The sequence below is a fragment of the Thalassomonas actiniarum genome, from assembly GCF_000948975.2.
In the GTDB taxonomy this organism is placed as follows: Bacteria; Pseudomonadota; Gammaproteobacteria; order Enterobacterales; family Alteromonadaceae; genus Thalassomonas; species Thalassomonas actiniarum.
The window spans coordinates 5,394,232-5,410,574 of the sequence record NZ_CP059735.1 but is presented as its reverse complement, the minus strand read 5'-3'; the positions used below and the strand labels follow the sequence as shown (position 1 = coordinate 5,410,574).

The following is a 16,343-nucleotide window of genomic DNA, read 5'->3' as shown; positions in this document are numbered from 1 at the left end:
ATAGGCCTCTTTTATTAATGTAATGTAAAATCATGTTAATATCTTGCTTCAGTTAAGTCTTAGCCGAAGCAGGAGCCAGGGTTTGGTAACGGCAGCACATCAAAAACATTTCGGGAGTTGTCATTAAAACTTCATTGAGCAATATCATTATTGTCTGCTTGCTACTCTAGTAAAATACACAATTAAAACAAAAGGAAGTGAGAAGTATGAAGCATAAGTTAAGTTTTGGTTATGTAAATATCCTATCGGAAAATATCGCAGAAATCATCGTGGACGAAGGCGTTGAAATCACGCTGGAAATGACCGAAGAATGTGATAATTTCCTGGAACGTATGTTTCCCGGTGAACTGGGCATTTTAGTGCACAGGATCAATAACTATACATTTACCTATGAAGCCCAGCTGACCGTAGTCTCTTATGAAAAAATCAAGGCTATGGCTGTGGTGATCTACAATAAGCAGAGCGAGCAGGTTACCCGGGAGTTATTGGAAAAACGCGCCATGGACGACTGGAACCTGAAAAGCTTTTCCGGTCTGGAATTAGGCTGGCAACAGGCGTATGACTGGTTGCAAAGCGAACTGGTGATGACAGAGGCGAATTAGTCGGATTCGCTAAGCGTTATTGACGTCAGATGGTGTTTGAGAATGAAAGGCAAGTGACCACTTACTTGCCTTTTTTTGTAAACAATATCAGGTAATCATATGATTACGAAAGAATGCGACATTGATGTCTACTGTGTTCGGTATTTATTAGCTCAGATCAGCTGTTCGATGTTTTTCCTTGCCAACTGCTATGGTCATGGACCATAGCAGTAGATAAGATATGCTAGTGAGTACTATTTTAATATGTTCATATTGATAATAAATCCAGTTCCAGTTGGAAAATACTTCTGCGGTTTCATCACTGAAGCCTATTTCGTCCAGGTGGCGGATAAAATTTTCTAACAGGGCGGCGAGATCTACCAGCATAAAAGCAAAGAATAGGCTGACGAAGGCTACTTCTGCCCTGTAGATATGCACTTTATCTATGGGCTTGTTTCTTGCTGCCAGCCATCCCCGAGTATATGGTGCTCTTAACATCACCATAATCATTAACGACAAATCTATTATGAAATGAAATGCAAAAATAATAGCATTGACCCACATAGAGCTCATGGTTTCGCTTTTAGTTACAATGAAATTTTCCCAAATAATTGTTTCTGTTAATTTTACAATTAAAAATATCAGGCATAGAGAAACGATATTGATATCATGACGATTGATTAGCATGACTGTAAATATTGTTACATTGACAAGGATTGCCATATATAAAGGGTCTTTACTGACTATCGCAAATGTCATTCCCAGAATGATCAAAGTCAGTTTAATCATATTCACGTGGTCTGACTCCTGCAACCGCACTTTTGCGGTGGATATTCTGATCAAATACTGCTGGACCGATGATTTTCTGTTTCATATCTCTCCTTGTAAATTTGTCCGTTAAATAACAGGTATTGACCGCTTAAGTTTTAGTTGGTTCGTCTTACTCTAAATAATCAACACCTGTAATTATTTGATATAATCGCTACTTATGATTAAGGCTCTTTTCCTTTGCCTATGTTACTACCAACTTCAAGCGTCATATCAGCAGTCATGACTGAAAAATTATTAGTATCAGGCATAATAGCATTCGCTGGTTTTACACCTTTACCTATGTTGCTTCCAACACCACCAGCAATTTGAATAAGCATACCTGTTGTAAACAGAGGAAGCGGGGAGCTATTGCTTTTGTTTATCCCCACTTTTTGCTCTTTTCTTTCCCTTTTTTCGTTTTGAAGCCCGTTTAGTTTTATCATCTTCATCCCTTATTTGAAATTCATCTCTAATGGAGAAAATTTCTTCGTATATAAGCTTGATGTTCCTTCCGCAAAAACCGTAAAGCTCCAAAAATTGGTTAACATCCGGCCTGCCAATGCCGTTTTCCCATTTTCCAATGGTTACCCGGCTGACGCCCAGTTTGTCTGCGACTTCTTCCATGGTGCGGTCGGCATTTAGTCTTATACGCCGTAAGTCATCCCCCATGACAAACTTAAACATTTTATTTCCCTATATTCCATCCCTTTTTACATATATATCGCCAAAAAAGCACAAAAGCACGCATTAAATTATTTTTTTGTAATGATAAGAAATGTTTACATGCGTAGTTGTATAGTGTCTCCGCAAACATACCTGTATGTCCGTCATTAAGTTTGAACCGGCGGGGTTGGGGGAGTTTGTTAAATTAAAAGGTTTTTGAAGCTACAGCAAATTAGATTTATGGATGAAACAAAATGATGAAGCAAGCCCTAAGGGCATTTTATAGGCTGAACAGCCGGCAACAAACAGCATGTATAGTCAAAATATTACCCCGGGCAAGGCTGGTTGATGGAGGGCTGATATCATGCAAATGTCAGTAAAACCTTATCATATAAGATTTATAAAAGCCGGGGTTTCAGCGCCAATTGTGTCCAACAGTACAAAAGGTAAAAGATTACTGAAAATTGAGGCATTGCCTTGTGTGAACGGACACCTGCCCAAGGTCAAAATGATCAATAACAACAGTTATCTGATGGTTTGCCAAAAGCCGCAATGTAACTGCCCGGGTCCAAAAGGCATGACGCCGCAAAAAAGCTATCGAGAGGCGCTATTGGAGTGGAATAAATTTACCCCGGTACATACCATTGACGACTTATACCACCCAACCGTCAGGGTGAAAGGGCTACCGCTGAAAGCGGCCCGGCTCAACCTGACCGTGGAATGGATGTTTATCAACAAATTTCTTTCCTCTTTTAGCCGTGACGACTTAATGGCCGATGACCGTGAGGTTTTTATCGTCCGTGAGAAGTGGCTGGAGCTGCTGAGGCACCAGCTGAGCTTGCTGGAAGCTGCCCGGGCGAACAAAACACATAAGCCTAAGGTAACAAACTTACCTGAAAAAGCCCGGCAAAAACAATGCAGGGCAACTCCAGGTCCGATACCGAGTAAAGCTTGCGGCTAAAACCTTTGCTGTAATTGCTTGTAATTAATGTTTTATTTTCGTTTGTGTTAGCGTACGCGCTGAAAAACATAAACTTGAGCTGTTAGGGACAATGGCAGTTTATACTCGTTGAGTATGCAGTAAATGCACGTTATCCCTGATTTTACTTTTTTATTTTCCAGGATAACTATGCGTCAACTTTTTAGAAAAATATTGCCCTGTTGCCTGTGTTTTCTGCCCACGGCTTTAGCCGCACAGGAACCGTTCAACTGGCAAGCACAAGACTATCAACCCCACCATGTCGATATTAACGGCGACGGCCTTCGGGATTTACTGCTGCAACCGTTAGCTGAAAACCAGCCGGGGCTTTTTTTCCCGGGAACAAAAAACTCAGGATTAAGTGACGAGCCAGCACCGATCCCGGCCCGCTTACCCGCATTAATCAACCAGCAGTCCTGGTTTGTTGGACAGACACAATTTGTCCCGGCAGATTTTAACGGCGATGGCCATGACGATGTTTTACTGGTATTGCCCCAAGCGCAGCAAATATGGGTGTACTCAGGCACAGACCAGGGCATAGACTTCTCCCTTGAACCGTCACTGCGTTATAGCGCAACCGAACTTCCCTGGCTGGCAAAAGAGCAGGATTTTGACTTTTATCCCGGCGACTTTAACGGTGACGGCAAGCAGGATTTATTGGCCTTGTCGCAGGATAAACACCAGCATTACCTGATGCACAGTGATGACAGCGGCCAGCTCGTTATCGCCCAGGAAATCGACAAAAACGTCAAATGGGGGAAAAAACGCAGTGAAAAGCTCATCATCCGCGATTTCAATCAGGACGGCAGAGATGATGTCTTTGCCCTGGCGAAAAAAAAGCACCAATCCCATTATCTGGTGTTGGCCAATGGGGCCGGGCACTTACAGCAAAGCCGTAAAATCAGTGACAAATTGCAGGGAAAAGACTGGAACAGCAATGACTTTAATGTCTGGGTTGGCAATGCCAATCATGACAATACCTTAGATATTATCCGCTTAAACAATATGCCCGGCGGCATAGACGAAAAAGGGGAGATACATTTATCTGCCGCAAATGAAGATACGGATGATATCGATAATATCTGTGATCAAATGTATTTTTCCGCCGAAGGGGGAACTGGCACAACCTGTGCGCCCTGGCAAGGGAGTGAAGCAGAAAAAGACGGCGTCCATGCAAAGGTCGAAGCCACGCCCGGCTTGCAGAGACTTACCGAGCCCGAACTGCCCTGCGGGATAGCTCCGGACCAGGGGCATTGCACCCCTCCGCCAACCCCCACCTCGGCACCTGTTGTCAACGGTACCTATTGGCCTATTGGCAGCAGAATCACCGTTACTTTTCCTTCTTTACGCAGCGGCCAGTATTACCAGGTATATGTCAGTAATGATAACCGCAGTTACGACTTTGCCGGCGCCCTTTACTCCGGGCGGACAAAAGCAATTACCCTAAGAAGCACACACGGCTATCAATATATAAAATATGATGCCTGTTTTGAAGCGGATATTTGCAGCGGTTTAAGCCCTTGGCAAAAGGTACATGCCTATGACTCCCCTTATCGAGCCAGCCCTTCGGCTTCGCCGACAACTATTGCCAGGGGAAATAGCGCAACCATTTCCTGGCCAACCACAAGCCGTATTATCTGGACGGGGGGTTATTATGAGCGAAAATATAAAACCCCCACAGGCGCTGTGATTTCGCAATCCACCATGAACCACGTCAGCGGCAGCAGCACCACCAGAGCAACCACCCCGTCACTGACGACGGCGGGCACTTACACTTTTTATGTCCGCGCCTGTAATCCGCAATTGCCTTGCGGCGACTGGGGCACGACAACGGTTACCGTCGAGAATAAAAAGCCGGTGGTCAGCCCGTCAAGCCCCTCGAATAACGCCAGTTACCCGTCCAATCAAAGTATCAGCGCCTCCGCCAGTGCCAGCGACAGCGACGGCAGCGTGACCCAGGTGGAATTTAAACTCGACTCCGGCAGCTGGCAGGTTGACAGCAGCAGCCCGTACAGTAAAAATTTCGGCAGGCTTAGCGTCGGCAGCCATACCATTTATTACCGCGCCAAAGATAATGACGGCGGCTATAGTACCAGTCCCTATCCGAGCAGGACTTTTACGATACAAAACATTAAACCGGTTGTCAGTCCGTTAACGCCCTCGGATAACGCCAGCTACCTCAGCACGCAAAGCATCAGTGCCAGCGCCAGTGCAAGCGACAGCGACGGTAGCATCGCCCAGGTGGAATTTAAACTCGACTCCGGCAGCTGGCAGGCCGACAGCAGCAGTCCTTACAGCAAAAACTTCGGTCCCCTCAGTGCTGGCAGCCATACCATCGCCTATCGTGCTAAGGATAACCTTGGCGGTTACTCTACAACGGCGTACCGTAATATTACCGTAACAGCTAACCAAAAGCCGACCGTCAGGGCGCTAAGTCCCTCAAATAATGCCAGTTACCTGACCAGCCAAAATGTCATTGCTACTGCCAGTGCCAGCGACAGCGACGGCAGCATAGCCCAGGTAGAATTTAAGCTTAATGCCGGCAGCTGGCAGGTCGACAACAGCAGTCCTTACAGTCGAAATTTTGGTACTTTATCTGCCGGTAACCACACCATTTATTATCGCACCCAAGACAATGACGGGACGTATTCATCCACCGACGACATCAATATCACCGTCAGCGCACCAACTAACAAGCTTCCGGTTATTGGCGGCACACCTGCCAATACCGCAACGCCGGGGGAAGCTTACCAGTTCACACCAACGGCAAGCGATGGCGATAACGACAACTTAACTTTCAGCATTGGCAACCAACCGGCCTGGTTAAGCTTTACTGCCTCAACCGGCACATTAAGCGGCACACCGACGGACGGCAATATCGGTACTTTCAGCAATATCAGTATTTCCGTCAGTGACGGCAAGTCCAGGGCCTATTTGCCCCCCTTTAGTATTGACGTGAAAGCGGCAAAAGCATCCCCCGCCGTTATTTTCATCCACACCGACAACTTAGGCTCCCCCGTCGCCGAAACCGATGAACAGGGGAATGTACTGTGATGAAAACACTAACCACAAACAACAGCCGGGCATTATCCGTACAGGACACTGCCTCGCTCCATAAAGACAATTTACAGCCAATACCAAGTAAGCAGATGAGACAAAAAAAACAAACAAGCGCCCATGCCCCAACCCGGGAGCCTCATGGACAACACAGGAAAATAACATGGCTCGGCCAGCTGACTTATGCGTTTTTGCTGGCGCTGCCCGTTCACAGCCAGGCGGCCACGGTCGATATGGCGACCGTCATTGAAAACGTCACCATTGACCGGCCGTTATCTGAAACACTGCCGGTTATGGCGCCGAACACCGGGCTTTTACCGCCGCTCACCGAGCTTTTGCCGCCAGTTGTATTCGATCCAACAACTTCAGAAGAAGAAGGAGAGTTGCCAACGGACAACAGCGGACAGGAACGTATCGGACAGGGCATTAATGTGTTGGAGCGCCTAAAGATCGATTTTGAAGTGACCCCGGAAACCAGCGATCTGATTGGCGAACAAATAAACTTAAGCACAGGAGCATTAAGCTTCGCCCAAACCGATTTGGTACTCCCAGGTAACGGCCCTGACATCAGCATTGCCCGGAAAATGGCTGGTGCGCAAATGCATTATGCCTCGCCGCGGGAATTTGGCAGCTGGAGCCTGGATTTACCCCATATCAGCACCACTATGGCCAAAGACAGAACAAGGGATCGCTATCCCAGCGGCTGGTACGACGGCGATGCCTGCACCAGCTACTTAACCCCGAGTTCGGCTGATGGCGGTGGCAAGGCCAGTTTGCCCGCCAGTGAATACTGGAGCGGAGAAACCATTTATATTCCCGGAAAAGGCAGCACCTCTATTTTGGAAAAAACAGAAGGTGACGGCTCCCATTACCGGGTGACCGCCAATAACTGGAAAATAGACTGCATCACACCTGCCGACAGCAATAACGGCTATGAAGGATTTAAAGTCACCACCCCCGACGGCACCCGCTATTATTTTGAGCAACTGCGCCTGACCCCATCAAAAGTTGTCAGTAAAGCCGAGCTTAATTTAACACCGCCGGCATCACTGCCCAATGCCCCGGTATCGGTACTGGATCCGGATACCGGCCAATGTATACAGCATTGCACCATCTTTGACCTGGTTAATACCTATATGCTGGTAAGCCGCATCGAAGATAAGCATGGCAACTGGTTAGCCTTTGACTATAACAGCAACGCCCTGTTAACAAAAATCAGCGCCAATGACGGCCGTAATGTCACTTTCGGCTATGAAGGCGGCACAGTGATCAAAACCATCAGCGCCAATAACCGTACCTGGAGTTATGACTATACCGACAGGCGTTTAAGCAAGGTGACCCGGCCTGATAATAAAAGCTGGATTATCAACGATAGTCTGCTGGCAAGGATGAGTCCGGAAAACTATAGCGAAAGCTTCTATGATAAGACCAGTATGTGCGGTGCCATTATCAGCGCTCCCGGTCCCCATGTTGAAATAACCCACCCGGACGGGGCCAAGGGACAATACTGGCTCACCCAGGTCGGCCATGGCCGCACCGAAGTGCCCAAGCATATTATCGGGGAAGAGCAGCCCAACCCGGATACCAACTCTTATTTATATGCCCGTTGTTATAACGTCATCGCCCTGAATAAGAAAACCCTGACCATCCCGGGCGCCGCCACCTCAACCTGGGATTATAACTATTCTGCCCATTTTGGCGCGTTTGAAGGGGAAACCAAACCCGGTTTTACCACGGCCCCTTTCTCTCTGCCTGCTGGCGTAGATGCCGGTGATATCAAATGGACCAGTGTCAAAGCCCCGGATAATTCCAGCACCAGGCATTATTTCAGCCGCCGCTATGACTGGCTGGAAAATGCCCCGTTGGCCACCAGCTATTACGATACCGACCGCAGCACCCTGCTCAAGCGGGTATTACCCGAGTTTGAAAAAGGCCCCTGCGTCGGCTCCAACCAAATGCACCAGCCCAACCGTGAAGCAACCGAATGTGTCAGACACAAGGTAAAAGAGCGCCAGCAAATCTTTGCCGCCGATGCCGATAACGGGGCACAGGAGACCACCACCTATCAGACCTTATACCAGGCATTTAACGACTACTACCAGGCAGAAAAAACTGTCAGCTTTATCGGCGACTCGCTTGAAGCAGCCAGCCGGGTACAGTATCGCAAACAAGGCTTTATGCACGATACCACGCGCTGGCTCATCAACCAGCCGACCACCACGGCACTGAGCAGCGACGACAGCAGCTACACCACGGTCAGTGAAATTGAGTACTACCCCAACAGCCATGCCAGCTATGCCTTGCTGCCCAAATATGAAAAATCCTTCGGCACCTGGCAAAAGTACTACTCGGCCTATCACAGCGACGGCAATATCAAAAAAATCGAATACAACCGGGCGCTAACAAGCGGCAGCGGCAACCGCTACCAAAGCTTTAGCAGCTATAAACGCGGCCAGGCGCAAACCATTACCCTGCCCGCCCCCTATAGCAGCAGTACTATCTCAGTATCGCGCACCGTCGACGACAACGGCTGGGTCACTCAAACCAAAGACTTTGAAGGCAACACCACCCACTATGGCTACGATAAGTTAGGGCGCATTGCCTATATCGACCCGGTAGACACAGCCTGGGCTGACACCCTGCTGAGCTGGAGCTATAGCGGCGGCCTGAGTAATAACCAGCCGGTGCGCACGGTCAAACGCTGTACCTTAAATGCCGGCAAAACCGCCTGTAGCGACAGTGCCAGGCTGACCACAACCACCACCTATGACAGCTTATTCCGTCCGACCCGGGTACAAACAACTGACGGCAACAGCACGATTTATCAAAACAGCAACTACAACATCTACAACAAGCCGACGTTCCAGTCGTTCCCGTCTACTGCCACAATCAGCAGCGCCGGTACCCGCTTTACCTATGACGGCCTGCAGCGCCAGCTAACACAAACCATCACCGACGGCGGCACAGTCACCACTAACTACCTCGCCGATAACAAGCAGCGGGTCACCGACGGGCGCGGCAACGCTACCACCACAACTTACCTGGCCTATGGCGAACCGGCCTATCAGCAGCCGCTGACCATTACGTCGCCGGAAAATGTCACCACGACTTTAGCGGTGAACCTGTTCGGCAATGTTACCGCCATTACCCAGGCCGGTAAAAACGGCGCGCTTGATATCAGCCAAACAGAATACCGTGCCTACGACAGCCGCCAGCGTTTATGCCAGATTAAACGTGATGATGTCGGCACCACCGTCATGAGCTTAAATGATGTTGGTGAAATTCTGTGGCAGGCACAAGGCCAAACCGCCACCGGCAATACCAGCTGTAACACCAGCGCCGATGCCAAAGATAAAGTCAGCTTTGCTTATGACAACCACGGCAACCAGCGCAGCCTCAGCTACGGCGACGGCACGGCCACACGCACCTATACCGTCAACAACAACGGCGATATTAAAACCATTACCGGCGGCGGTTTCCGCCAGGAGTATAGCTATAACAGCCAGCGCCTGCTCGATAAGGAAAGCCTGACCCTCGACGGCAAAACCTTTACCCTGGCCTATGGTTATGATGCCTTAGGCAGCCTCAGCCGCCTTGAATACCCCGGTAACGCACTGGCGGTAGACTTTGCTCCCAACGGTTTTGGCCAGGCGACACAAGCCACCTGGACCCAGGCGGATGATACCGTGTATAACTTTGTTAAACCCGGGGCAAGCTACTACCCGGGCGGCAGCATCAACAGTTTTACCTACGGCAACGGCGTTAATCATAAAACCACCCTCAACAGCCGCCAGCTGCCGTCACAAATCCGTGATTACCTGGGCTCAACCAGCAAGGTCAGCCTGAGTTATGGTTATGACAATAACAACAACATTACCCACATCACCAACGGTGTTGACAGCAATTTCAGCCTGAGTGCGTTAACGTATGACGGCCTGGACCGGTTAACCGCCACCACAGGTAACCTCGCCGGTATCGGCAGCAGCGCCTTAAGCTATGACGGCTTAGGTAATATCCGCAGCTACAGCAACACCAGTATACTCAACCCGTCGAGCCTGAGTTATGGCTATAACAGCAACATGCGGTTAAGCAGTGTTACCGGCAGCGGCAGCGAAGGTTATGACTTTGCAAAAAGCGGCAGCTACAACAGCCGAGGTAATGTTACCGATAACGGCAAGCGCAGTTTTGACTACAACCTGGCCGGGCAGATGACACGCTCAACCAAGGATAACAGCAGCAACGACTACCTGTACGACGGCCATAACCGCCGCATAAAAACCAGCGACAGCAAAGGCACCAGCTACAGCCTGTACAGCCAATCGGGCCGTTTGCTTTACCGGGAAACCGATAAGGGCGGCATCAATTATATCTTCCTGGGGGATAAGCTGGTGGCCAAGCAAGGCACCGGGGTGGTAACCAAAAGCGATGACGCCGACTATAACAGCGTGATGAACTTTAAGCCTTTTGGGGAAACGATTGAAGCGGCCAACGACGAGGTGGGTTATACCGGGCATAAATTTGATACCGACTTGGGGCTGAGTTATATGCAGGCACGGTATTATGATCCCGTGATAGGTCGTTTTTACTCGAATGATCCTGTGAACATGACTAATATTCACAACTTTAATCGCTATGTTTATGCCAAAAATAATCCGTATAAGTATGTCGATCCGGATGGTAATAATGCTGCTTTAGCTGCATGTGCTGGTGGACCTCTTGCTTGTGCTGCAGGAGTAGTCGTTACAATAGGTGCTGCTTATCATGGTGTTGAAGGAACAAAAAAGGCTCTCGAAAAAAGAAAGAGAGACCGTAAGTTTGGTCAAAAAGTAAAAGATAAGAATCGAGAAAAAAATAAAGGTGACCTTGTTTGTGATGGGTGTGGTGTAGAAGTTCAAGAAGGAAAAAGACGTAAAAAGGGAGAGAAGGTTCCTGATAATGAAGGTCAAGCAGATCATATAGAGCCTTTGGCTGATGGGGGGGCAGATGATGCTGATACAAATGGACAAATATTATGTGCAGGAAAATGTCATAAAGAAAAAACTAAGGAAGAAAATAAAGAGCGTGCAAAAAAACGTCGCGAAGAAAGAGAAAAACGAGAATAATATTAATTTATTTAATTGGTGATATATTTAATGGAAAAAATAAAGTTTGTAATCAAAGGTATAGAGGATGGCTGGCCGCCAGTTAAGTATGAAAATCTTTGGGGAGAAAAAGATGGCAACACATTTAAAGTGAAAAATGCTCCCTTTTTTATTGATAACATTGCATTTGACGATGTGGTTCAGATTAAAAAGCTGGATGATAATTCATTTGACATAATAAAAATCGTTAATCAATCGCCGAATAGCACAATTTGGATATATATCAACGATGATAATGATATTCCTATAATTATTAAGCAGATAAAAGATTTAAAGTGTGCTGTAGAAGGAGGGGTTGTTGATAATTATTATTCAATCAATATACCATCGTCATCGATATTGAAAGTACTTTATGGTTTACTTGACCCCTATATTAACGATGAAAAAATTATGGTGGATTATCCATGTATAAAGGAAGATACATAGCTACTTAAGAAAAGTAATAAGTAACCCCTTAAACCTTTCTTCAAAGTCTTGTAAAATAGCAAGGCTTTACTCTTTTTACATTCAATGGCTCATGCATGTATTTCATTTTTACATAGTAAGGTTTTCAATAAATGAATTGAAATGAAGAACAGGGTAAATGGAGGTCATTTAAATTTTTATGACTGCATAGCTGTAAATAAATGAGCAATTTTACCCTGTAATTTGATCAGGGAATAGCAGCAGAAGTGATCACCCTCAACCAGTCGGGTGTTCTATTTATTGCGGTGTCACTATCAAGGAAAAAGAAGTGGGATCTTTAATGGAAATAATTGCATGAAAGAAAATAGAATTAAGATTAGCTTTCAATTGAACGATGATGAAATAGGGGATGGTCCTATAGATACTGAGGCATTATGGTGCTTAATGGTTGATGGAGGGTTACAAATCAAAAATATTTCCATGTTTATTGAAGGGATTTCATATAATGATGTAGTTGAAACTAAGGAACTAAAAGATAAAAGACACCGCATACTTAGTATTAATCAAAAATCTGAAAATAGTACCATTTGGATTGTTGTTCAAAATGAAACATATGATGATGAGATTGTTGATAAATTTAGAAACCTGGGGTGTGATATAGAAGGTGGGAAGCCCGAAGGATACTACGGAGTTAATGTGCCAGAAAAAATTAGTATGGAAAAAGTATATAATATGATAAGCAGTTACTGTGATAGAGAAATTATCCTTGCAGATTATCCTTCCATGCGGCACTAAGATTGACAAGGCTCTCTAAATTTACTTTAAGGAAAACAGCCTCACAATAATTGTGAGACTTTATTTTTTGGATCTAATACCACTAACAATAATGACAAGATAGATTCCGCTATTTTTTGCTGTGTTCCAAAAATATTGTTGTAGTGGTATGGATAGGGCGTAATTTATTGTATTAAAGAAACAATTTGAAAAACAAAAAAGTCATAAGCCTATGAAAAAATTTAGACGAGATTATGGAGTTTATACTTGTCCTCATGTGTTCAAAAAAGAAAGGCCTGTAAAACTAGTGATTAGAGACCCTGATAGTGATTGGCAGTTTTTTTGTGGTGATGAACAGGCTGATGAGGCTGAAGAATGCCATTTAGTGCATGTTAGTCATTTATTGGAAGATGATAAAAGTTTAGAAATTATGGCCGAGTTAGAGCCTGAAGAAAGGGCTGAACGGAAAGATGAACAAACAGACTGGGAGTTTTTTGAATTAGACAAACAGAGACGAGAAAGGAACTCGCCAAAATTTGATTAATGTAGTATTTGCCTCGTTTTTACGAGGCATTTTTTTACGTGTTTGGCTATCTGAAAATGAGCAACTTCACCAGCAACTCAAGCAGACTATCGCAGTAGAAGTGATCACCTCTTGCCAGCCGGGTGTGCAATTTATCGCAGCGCCACTACATGGTGGTGCTGTGAAATTTGATAGAGGGCGTTCAAAATTCTGTGTCAGCTTTACCTATGACGGCCTACAGCGCCAGGTAATGCAAAGCATCACCGACGGGCGCGGCAACGCCACTACTACCCGCTACCTGGCCTATGGCGAACCGGCCTATCAGCAGCCGCTAACCATCACCTCGCCGGAAAATGTCACCGCCACCCTGGCGGTTAACCTGTTCGGCTATGTTACCGCTATTACCCAGGTCGGTAAATCTGTAATTTTTCTTTAGCTCGGTTTTAAGCTGTATAGCTTTTCAAAAGCCTCTTTCAGTAAAATAACAGGCTCAGAGTTCAGTGGTTTAATATCATTGCCGCTCATAAAAAACTCGTGGTGTTCACCACTTATTGCGATGTAATTTCTTAAAGCTTCATATACATCATCACCGCTGTTAATCGCAAAGCGCCTGACATGCTGCTTTAAAAAATAATGGTCATATAAAAAACGGCTGTCTACTAAAAAAACATCATCTTTACGTTTGAATTGATTTGCGTATTTTTCTACCTGGTGCCAAAAATACTTGGTTTGATTACCTTTAACGATCTCTAATAAATACTTTACGCTTAAGAGCTTAAAGACAGAGGCTAAATATATATTTGCAAGTAATGACTTAATCATTCTATTTCCTTTAATTTATAGTGGTTCCTTCCATTGCTTGATGATTTAGCTATTTCAGGCTTTTTTTAGTGCTTAAGCTTTTTGGGTGAATCCAATTACCGAGTGAACAGGTAAGGGGGGATTATTAAGTTTCATACTTCATGTCAACCTATCTCTGAACGGGACATATCAGATAAAAAAGGCAAACTATTTCACTCGTCTGCCTTTTTTAAAAGGTTAAGCTTATAGCTGGGCGAAACACTTATCCGCAGCCGCCAGGGTTTTATCTAAAATCTCTTCGCTATGGGCGGTAGACAAGAAGCTGGCTTCAAACGCCGAAGGCGCCAGGTAAACCCCTTGCTCTAACATCAAATGGAAGAAACGTTTGAATTTTTCACCGTCACAGGCGGTAGCCTGCTCATAGGTAGTGATCTGCTCTTCGTCGGTAAAGAAGAAGCCGAACATGGCACCGGCATAATTGATACTTAACGAGACACCGTTACGCTCTGCCGCAGCTTTAAAGCCCATCGCCAGTTTTTCCGTGGCATCGGCCAGCTGCTGGTGTTTATCTCCCTGAGATAACTCATTCAGAGATGCCAGACCTGCGGCCATGGCGATAGGGTTGCCGGATAAGGTACCAGCCTGGTAAACCGGGCCTACCGGGGCGATATAATCCATAATGGCTTTTTTACCGCCAAAAGCGCCAACCGGCATGCCGCCGCCGATCACTTTACCTAAAGTGGTCAGGTCCGGGGTGATATTGTAAAACGCCTGGGCGCCGCCCAAGGCAACCCTAAAACCTGTCATTACTTCATCAAAAATTAACACGCTGGAGTATTGGTCGCAAATTTCACGCAGGCCTTCAAGGAAGCCTTCCACCGGCGGGATACAGTTCATATTGCCGGCAACCGGCTCGACGATAATACAGGCGATTTCCTGGCCTACCGCTTCAAACATGGCTTTAACTTCATCCAGTTTGTTGTAGCTGACGGTCAGGGTATGTTTGGCAAAATCTTCCGGGATACCCGGAGAATTTGGCACGCCCATAGTCAAGGCGCCCGAGCCGGCTTTGACCAATAAGGAATCGGCGTGTCCGTGGTAGCAGCCTTCAAACTTCAGGATTTTATCCCGGCCGGTGTAACCGCGGGCCAAACGGATGGCGCTCATGGTGGCTTCTGTGCCGGAGCTGACCATGCGCAGGGATTCCATCGACGGCACCAGTTCACGGACTTTTTCCGCCATGGTAATTTCCAGCTCGGTGGGAGCGCCGAAGCTGAGGCCGTTTTGTGCGGTTTCGATCACCGCTTCACGGATGGCCGGGTGATTGTGGCCTAAGATCATCGGGCCCCAGGAGCCGACATAATCGATATAGGCTTTATCATCGGCGTCATAAATATAGGCGCCTTCGGCGCGTTTTATGAAACAAGGGGTACCACCGACACCATTAAAGGCACGCACCGGTGAGTTTACGCCACCGGGAATGATATTTTTTGCATTTTCAAATAATTGTTGAGATTTTTGCATAATAATTTCGCTTTAATTTTTGTTTGTGTACCAGTGAACCGGTTGTTCAAATTCACTTAATTTGTCTTCCACGCCCAGGGTCAAGGCAAATAATGCCATGCGTACCAGAACGCCGTTTTGTGCCTGGCGGAAAATTGCCAGGTTGTGCATATCATCTAAGTCAACATCGAGCTCATTGGCTTCCGGACGGGAGTCTCTGGGCAAGGGGTGCATGATCACGGTATTTTCTTTACAGTACTTCTGGTAAACCTGCTTGTTTAAGCTGAAATGGCCGCGGTATAAATCGGCTTCGGCTTTATCGGCAAATCTTTCCTGCTGGATCCGGGTTTGGTAAATCACATCGCAGGCGAGGTTGGCGCCTAATTCATCGGTAATTTCCACCCTGTGACCGGCATTGCTGAGGATAGAGACGACATTATCCGGCATTTGCAGGGCCTTGGGGGAGACCAGGGTAATTTTCAGGTTGTTATACAGGCTGAGCAGTTTCGACAGGGAATGCACGGTGCGGCCGTGTTTAAGATCTCCCATCAGTACGATATTGAGATCGTCGAGTCCTTTGCCAAAAGGGGCCATTTCCGACTCTATGGTAAACAAATCGAGCAAGGCCTGGGTCGGATGTTCATTGGCGCCGTCGCCGCCGTTGATCACTGGTACCGTGCTGCCTTTGGAAAACTCTTCCACAGAAAGAATTTTCGGGTGGCGCATGGCGATAACATCGGAATAGCCGCTCAGCACCTGGGCGGTATCAAACAGGGATTCGCCTTTACTCAACGAAGAATTTTCTTCGCCTACGGTTTCCCGGACATAACCGCCGAGCAAATTAAAGGCGGTGCCGAAACTGACCCGGGTACGGGTACTGGGTTCGAAAAAAAGATTATTTAAAATGGCGCCATCGAGCACGTGGCAGCGTTTTTTTCTGGCGGCATAAGGAGCCATTCGGGCAGAAACTTCTAATATTCTGGAGATTGCATCCCGGTCAAATTGCGAGACGGAAAGGATATGGCTGCCTTGAAACTTCATCATAATGGGTTACCTGAGCGAGTAAATTTGCTATTTCATGGTTAAAACTTTATTTGTGCGCTTGC

At 46.6% G+C, this 16,343-nt stretch carries 14 protein-coding genes; 8 read left to right on the top strand and 6 right to left on the bottom strand.

What is annotated here, in order from left to right; translation table 11 throughout:
- Nucleotides 1-206: 206 nt before the first annotated feature.
- Nucleotides 207-602: a hypothetical protein gene (locus SG35_RS23620; RefSeq protein WP_044835467.1), complete on the top strand. Its 396-nt coding sequence runs from the start codon at nucleotides 207-209 to the stop codon at nucleotides 600-602.
- Nucleotides 603-749: 147 nt separating this feature from the next.
- On the opposite strand, the gene SG35_RS23615 is transcribed toward SG35_RS23620, so the two are convergent.
- The 3 genes from SG35_RS23615 to SG35_RS23605 all read right to left on the bottom strand — a co-directional run bounded on the left by SG35_RS23615 (nucleotide 750) and on the right by SG35_RS23605 (nucleotide 2,075).
- Nucleotides 750-1,376 (bottom strand): hypothetical protein, encoded by a 627-nt coding sequence (locus SG35_RS23615; RefSeq protein WP_152646798.1) that lies wholly within the window; start codon nucleotides 1,374-1,376, stop codon nucleotides 750-752.
- 197 nt (nucleotides 1,377-1,573) lie between these two features.
- The gene (locus SG35_RS23610) at nucleotides 1,574-1,729 is read right to left on the bottom strand and encodes a hypothetical protein (RefSeq protein ID WP_274055266.1); all 156 of its coding nucleotides are present in this window, start codon (nucleotides 1,727-1,729) and stop codon (nucleotides 1,574-1,576) included.
- 28 nt (nucleotides 1,730-1,757) lie between these two features.
- A complete protein-coding gene (locus SG35_RS23605; RefSeq protein WP_044835465.1) occupies nucleotides 1,758-2,075 on the bottom strand; it encodes a helix-turn-helix transcriptional regulator in 318 nt (105 codons plus the stop codon).
- A 460-nt stretch (nucleotides 2,076-2,535) separates the two neighbouring features.
- Between SG35_RS23605 and SG35_RS23600 the strand changes: the two genes are divergently transcribed.
- From SG35_RS23600 to SG35_RS23570, 7 genes are all read left to right on the top strand, one after another.
- Nucleotides 2,536-3,015: a hypothetical protein gene (locus SG35_RS23600; RefSeq protein ID WP_152646796.1), complete on the top strand. Its 480-nt coding sequence runs from the start codon at nucleotides 2,536-2,538 to the stop codon at nucleotides 3,013-3,015.
- Nucleotides 3,016-3,183: 168 nt separating this feature from the next.
- A complete protein-coding gene (locus tag SG35_RS23595) occupies nucleotides 3,184-6,087 on the top strand; it encodes an Ig-like domain-containing protein (RefSeq protein ID WP_274055264.1) in 2,904 nt (967 codons plus the stop codon).
- Nucleotides 6,087-11,192 (top strand): RHS repeat-associated core domain-containing protein, encoded by a 5,106-nt coding sequence (locus SG35_RS23590; protein ID WP_274055481.1) that lies wholly within the window; start codon nucleotides 6,087-6,089, stop codon nucleotides 11,190-11,192. Before SG35_RS23595 ends, SG35_RS23590 begins: the two co-directional genes overlap by 1 nt.
- A 30-nt stretch (nucleotides 11,193-11,222) precedes the next feature.
- Nucleotides 11,223-11,657, top strand: coding sequence for a DUF4265 domain-containing protein (locus SG35_RS23585; RefSeq protein WP_044830549.1), 435 nt, complete (start codon nucleotides 11,223-11,225; stop codon nucleotides 11,655-11,657).
- 333 nt (nucleotides 11,658-11,990) lie between these two features.
- Complete coding sequence (locus SG35_RS23580; protein ID WP_044830548.1) at nucleotides 11,991-12,431, top strand: DUF4265 domain-containing protein; 441 nt, start codon at nucleotides 11,991-11,993, stop codon at nucleotides 12,429-12,431.
- Between the two features lie 211 nt (nucleotides 12,432-12,642).
- Complete coding sequence (locus tag SG35_RS23575; RefSeq protein WP_044830547.1) at nucleotides 12,643-12,954, top strand: hypothetical protein; 312 nt, start codon at nucleotides 12,643-12,645, stop codon at nucleotides 12,952-12,954.
- Nucleotides 12,947-13,369, top strand: a complete 423-nt coding sequence (locus tag SG35_RS23570; protein ID WP_044830546.1) for a hypothetical protein — start codon at nucleotides 12,947-12,949, stop codon at nucleotides 13,367-13,369. The genes SG35_RS23575 and SG35_RS23570 overlap by 8 nt, the downstream gene beginning before the upstream one ends.
- Here SG35_RS23570 and SG35_RS23565 read toward each other — a convergent pair.
- From SG35_RS23565 to SG35_RS23555, 3 genes are all read right to left on the bottom strand, one after another.
- The gene (locus tag SG35_RS23565) at nucleotides 13,366-13,755 is read right to left on the bottom strand and encodes a hypothetical protein (protein ID WP_044830545.1); all 390 of its coding nucleotides are present in this window, start codon (nucleotides 13,753-13,755) and stop codon (nucleotides 13,366-13,368) included. The genes SG35_RS23570 and SG35_RS23565 overlap by 4 nt on opposite strands.
- A 222-nt stretch (nucleotides 13,756-13,977) precedes the next feature.
- Nucleotides 13,978-15,258 carry a glutamate-1-semialdehyde 2,1-aminomutase gene (hemL, locus tag SG35_RS23560; RefSeq protein WP_044830544.1) on the bottom strand — a complete coding sequence of 427 codons (1,281 nt, stop codon included), beginning with the start codon at nucleotides 15,256-15,258 and terminating at the stop codon, nucleotides 13,978-13,980.
- Nucleotides 15,259-15,270: 12 nt separating this feature from the next.
- The gene (locus SG35_RS23555; protein WP_044830597.1) at nucleotides 15,271-16,278 is read right to left on the bottom strand and encodes an aspartate carbamoyltransferase; all 1,008 of its coding nucleotides are present in this window, start codon (nucleotides 16,276-16,278) and stop codon (nucleotides 15,271-15,273) included.
- Nucleotides 16,279-16,343 lie beyond the last annotated feature (65 nt).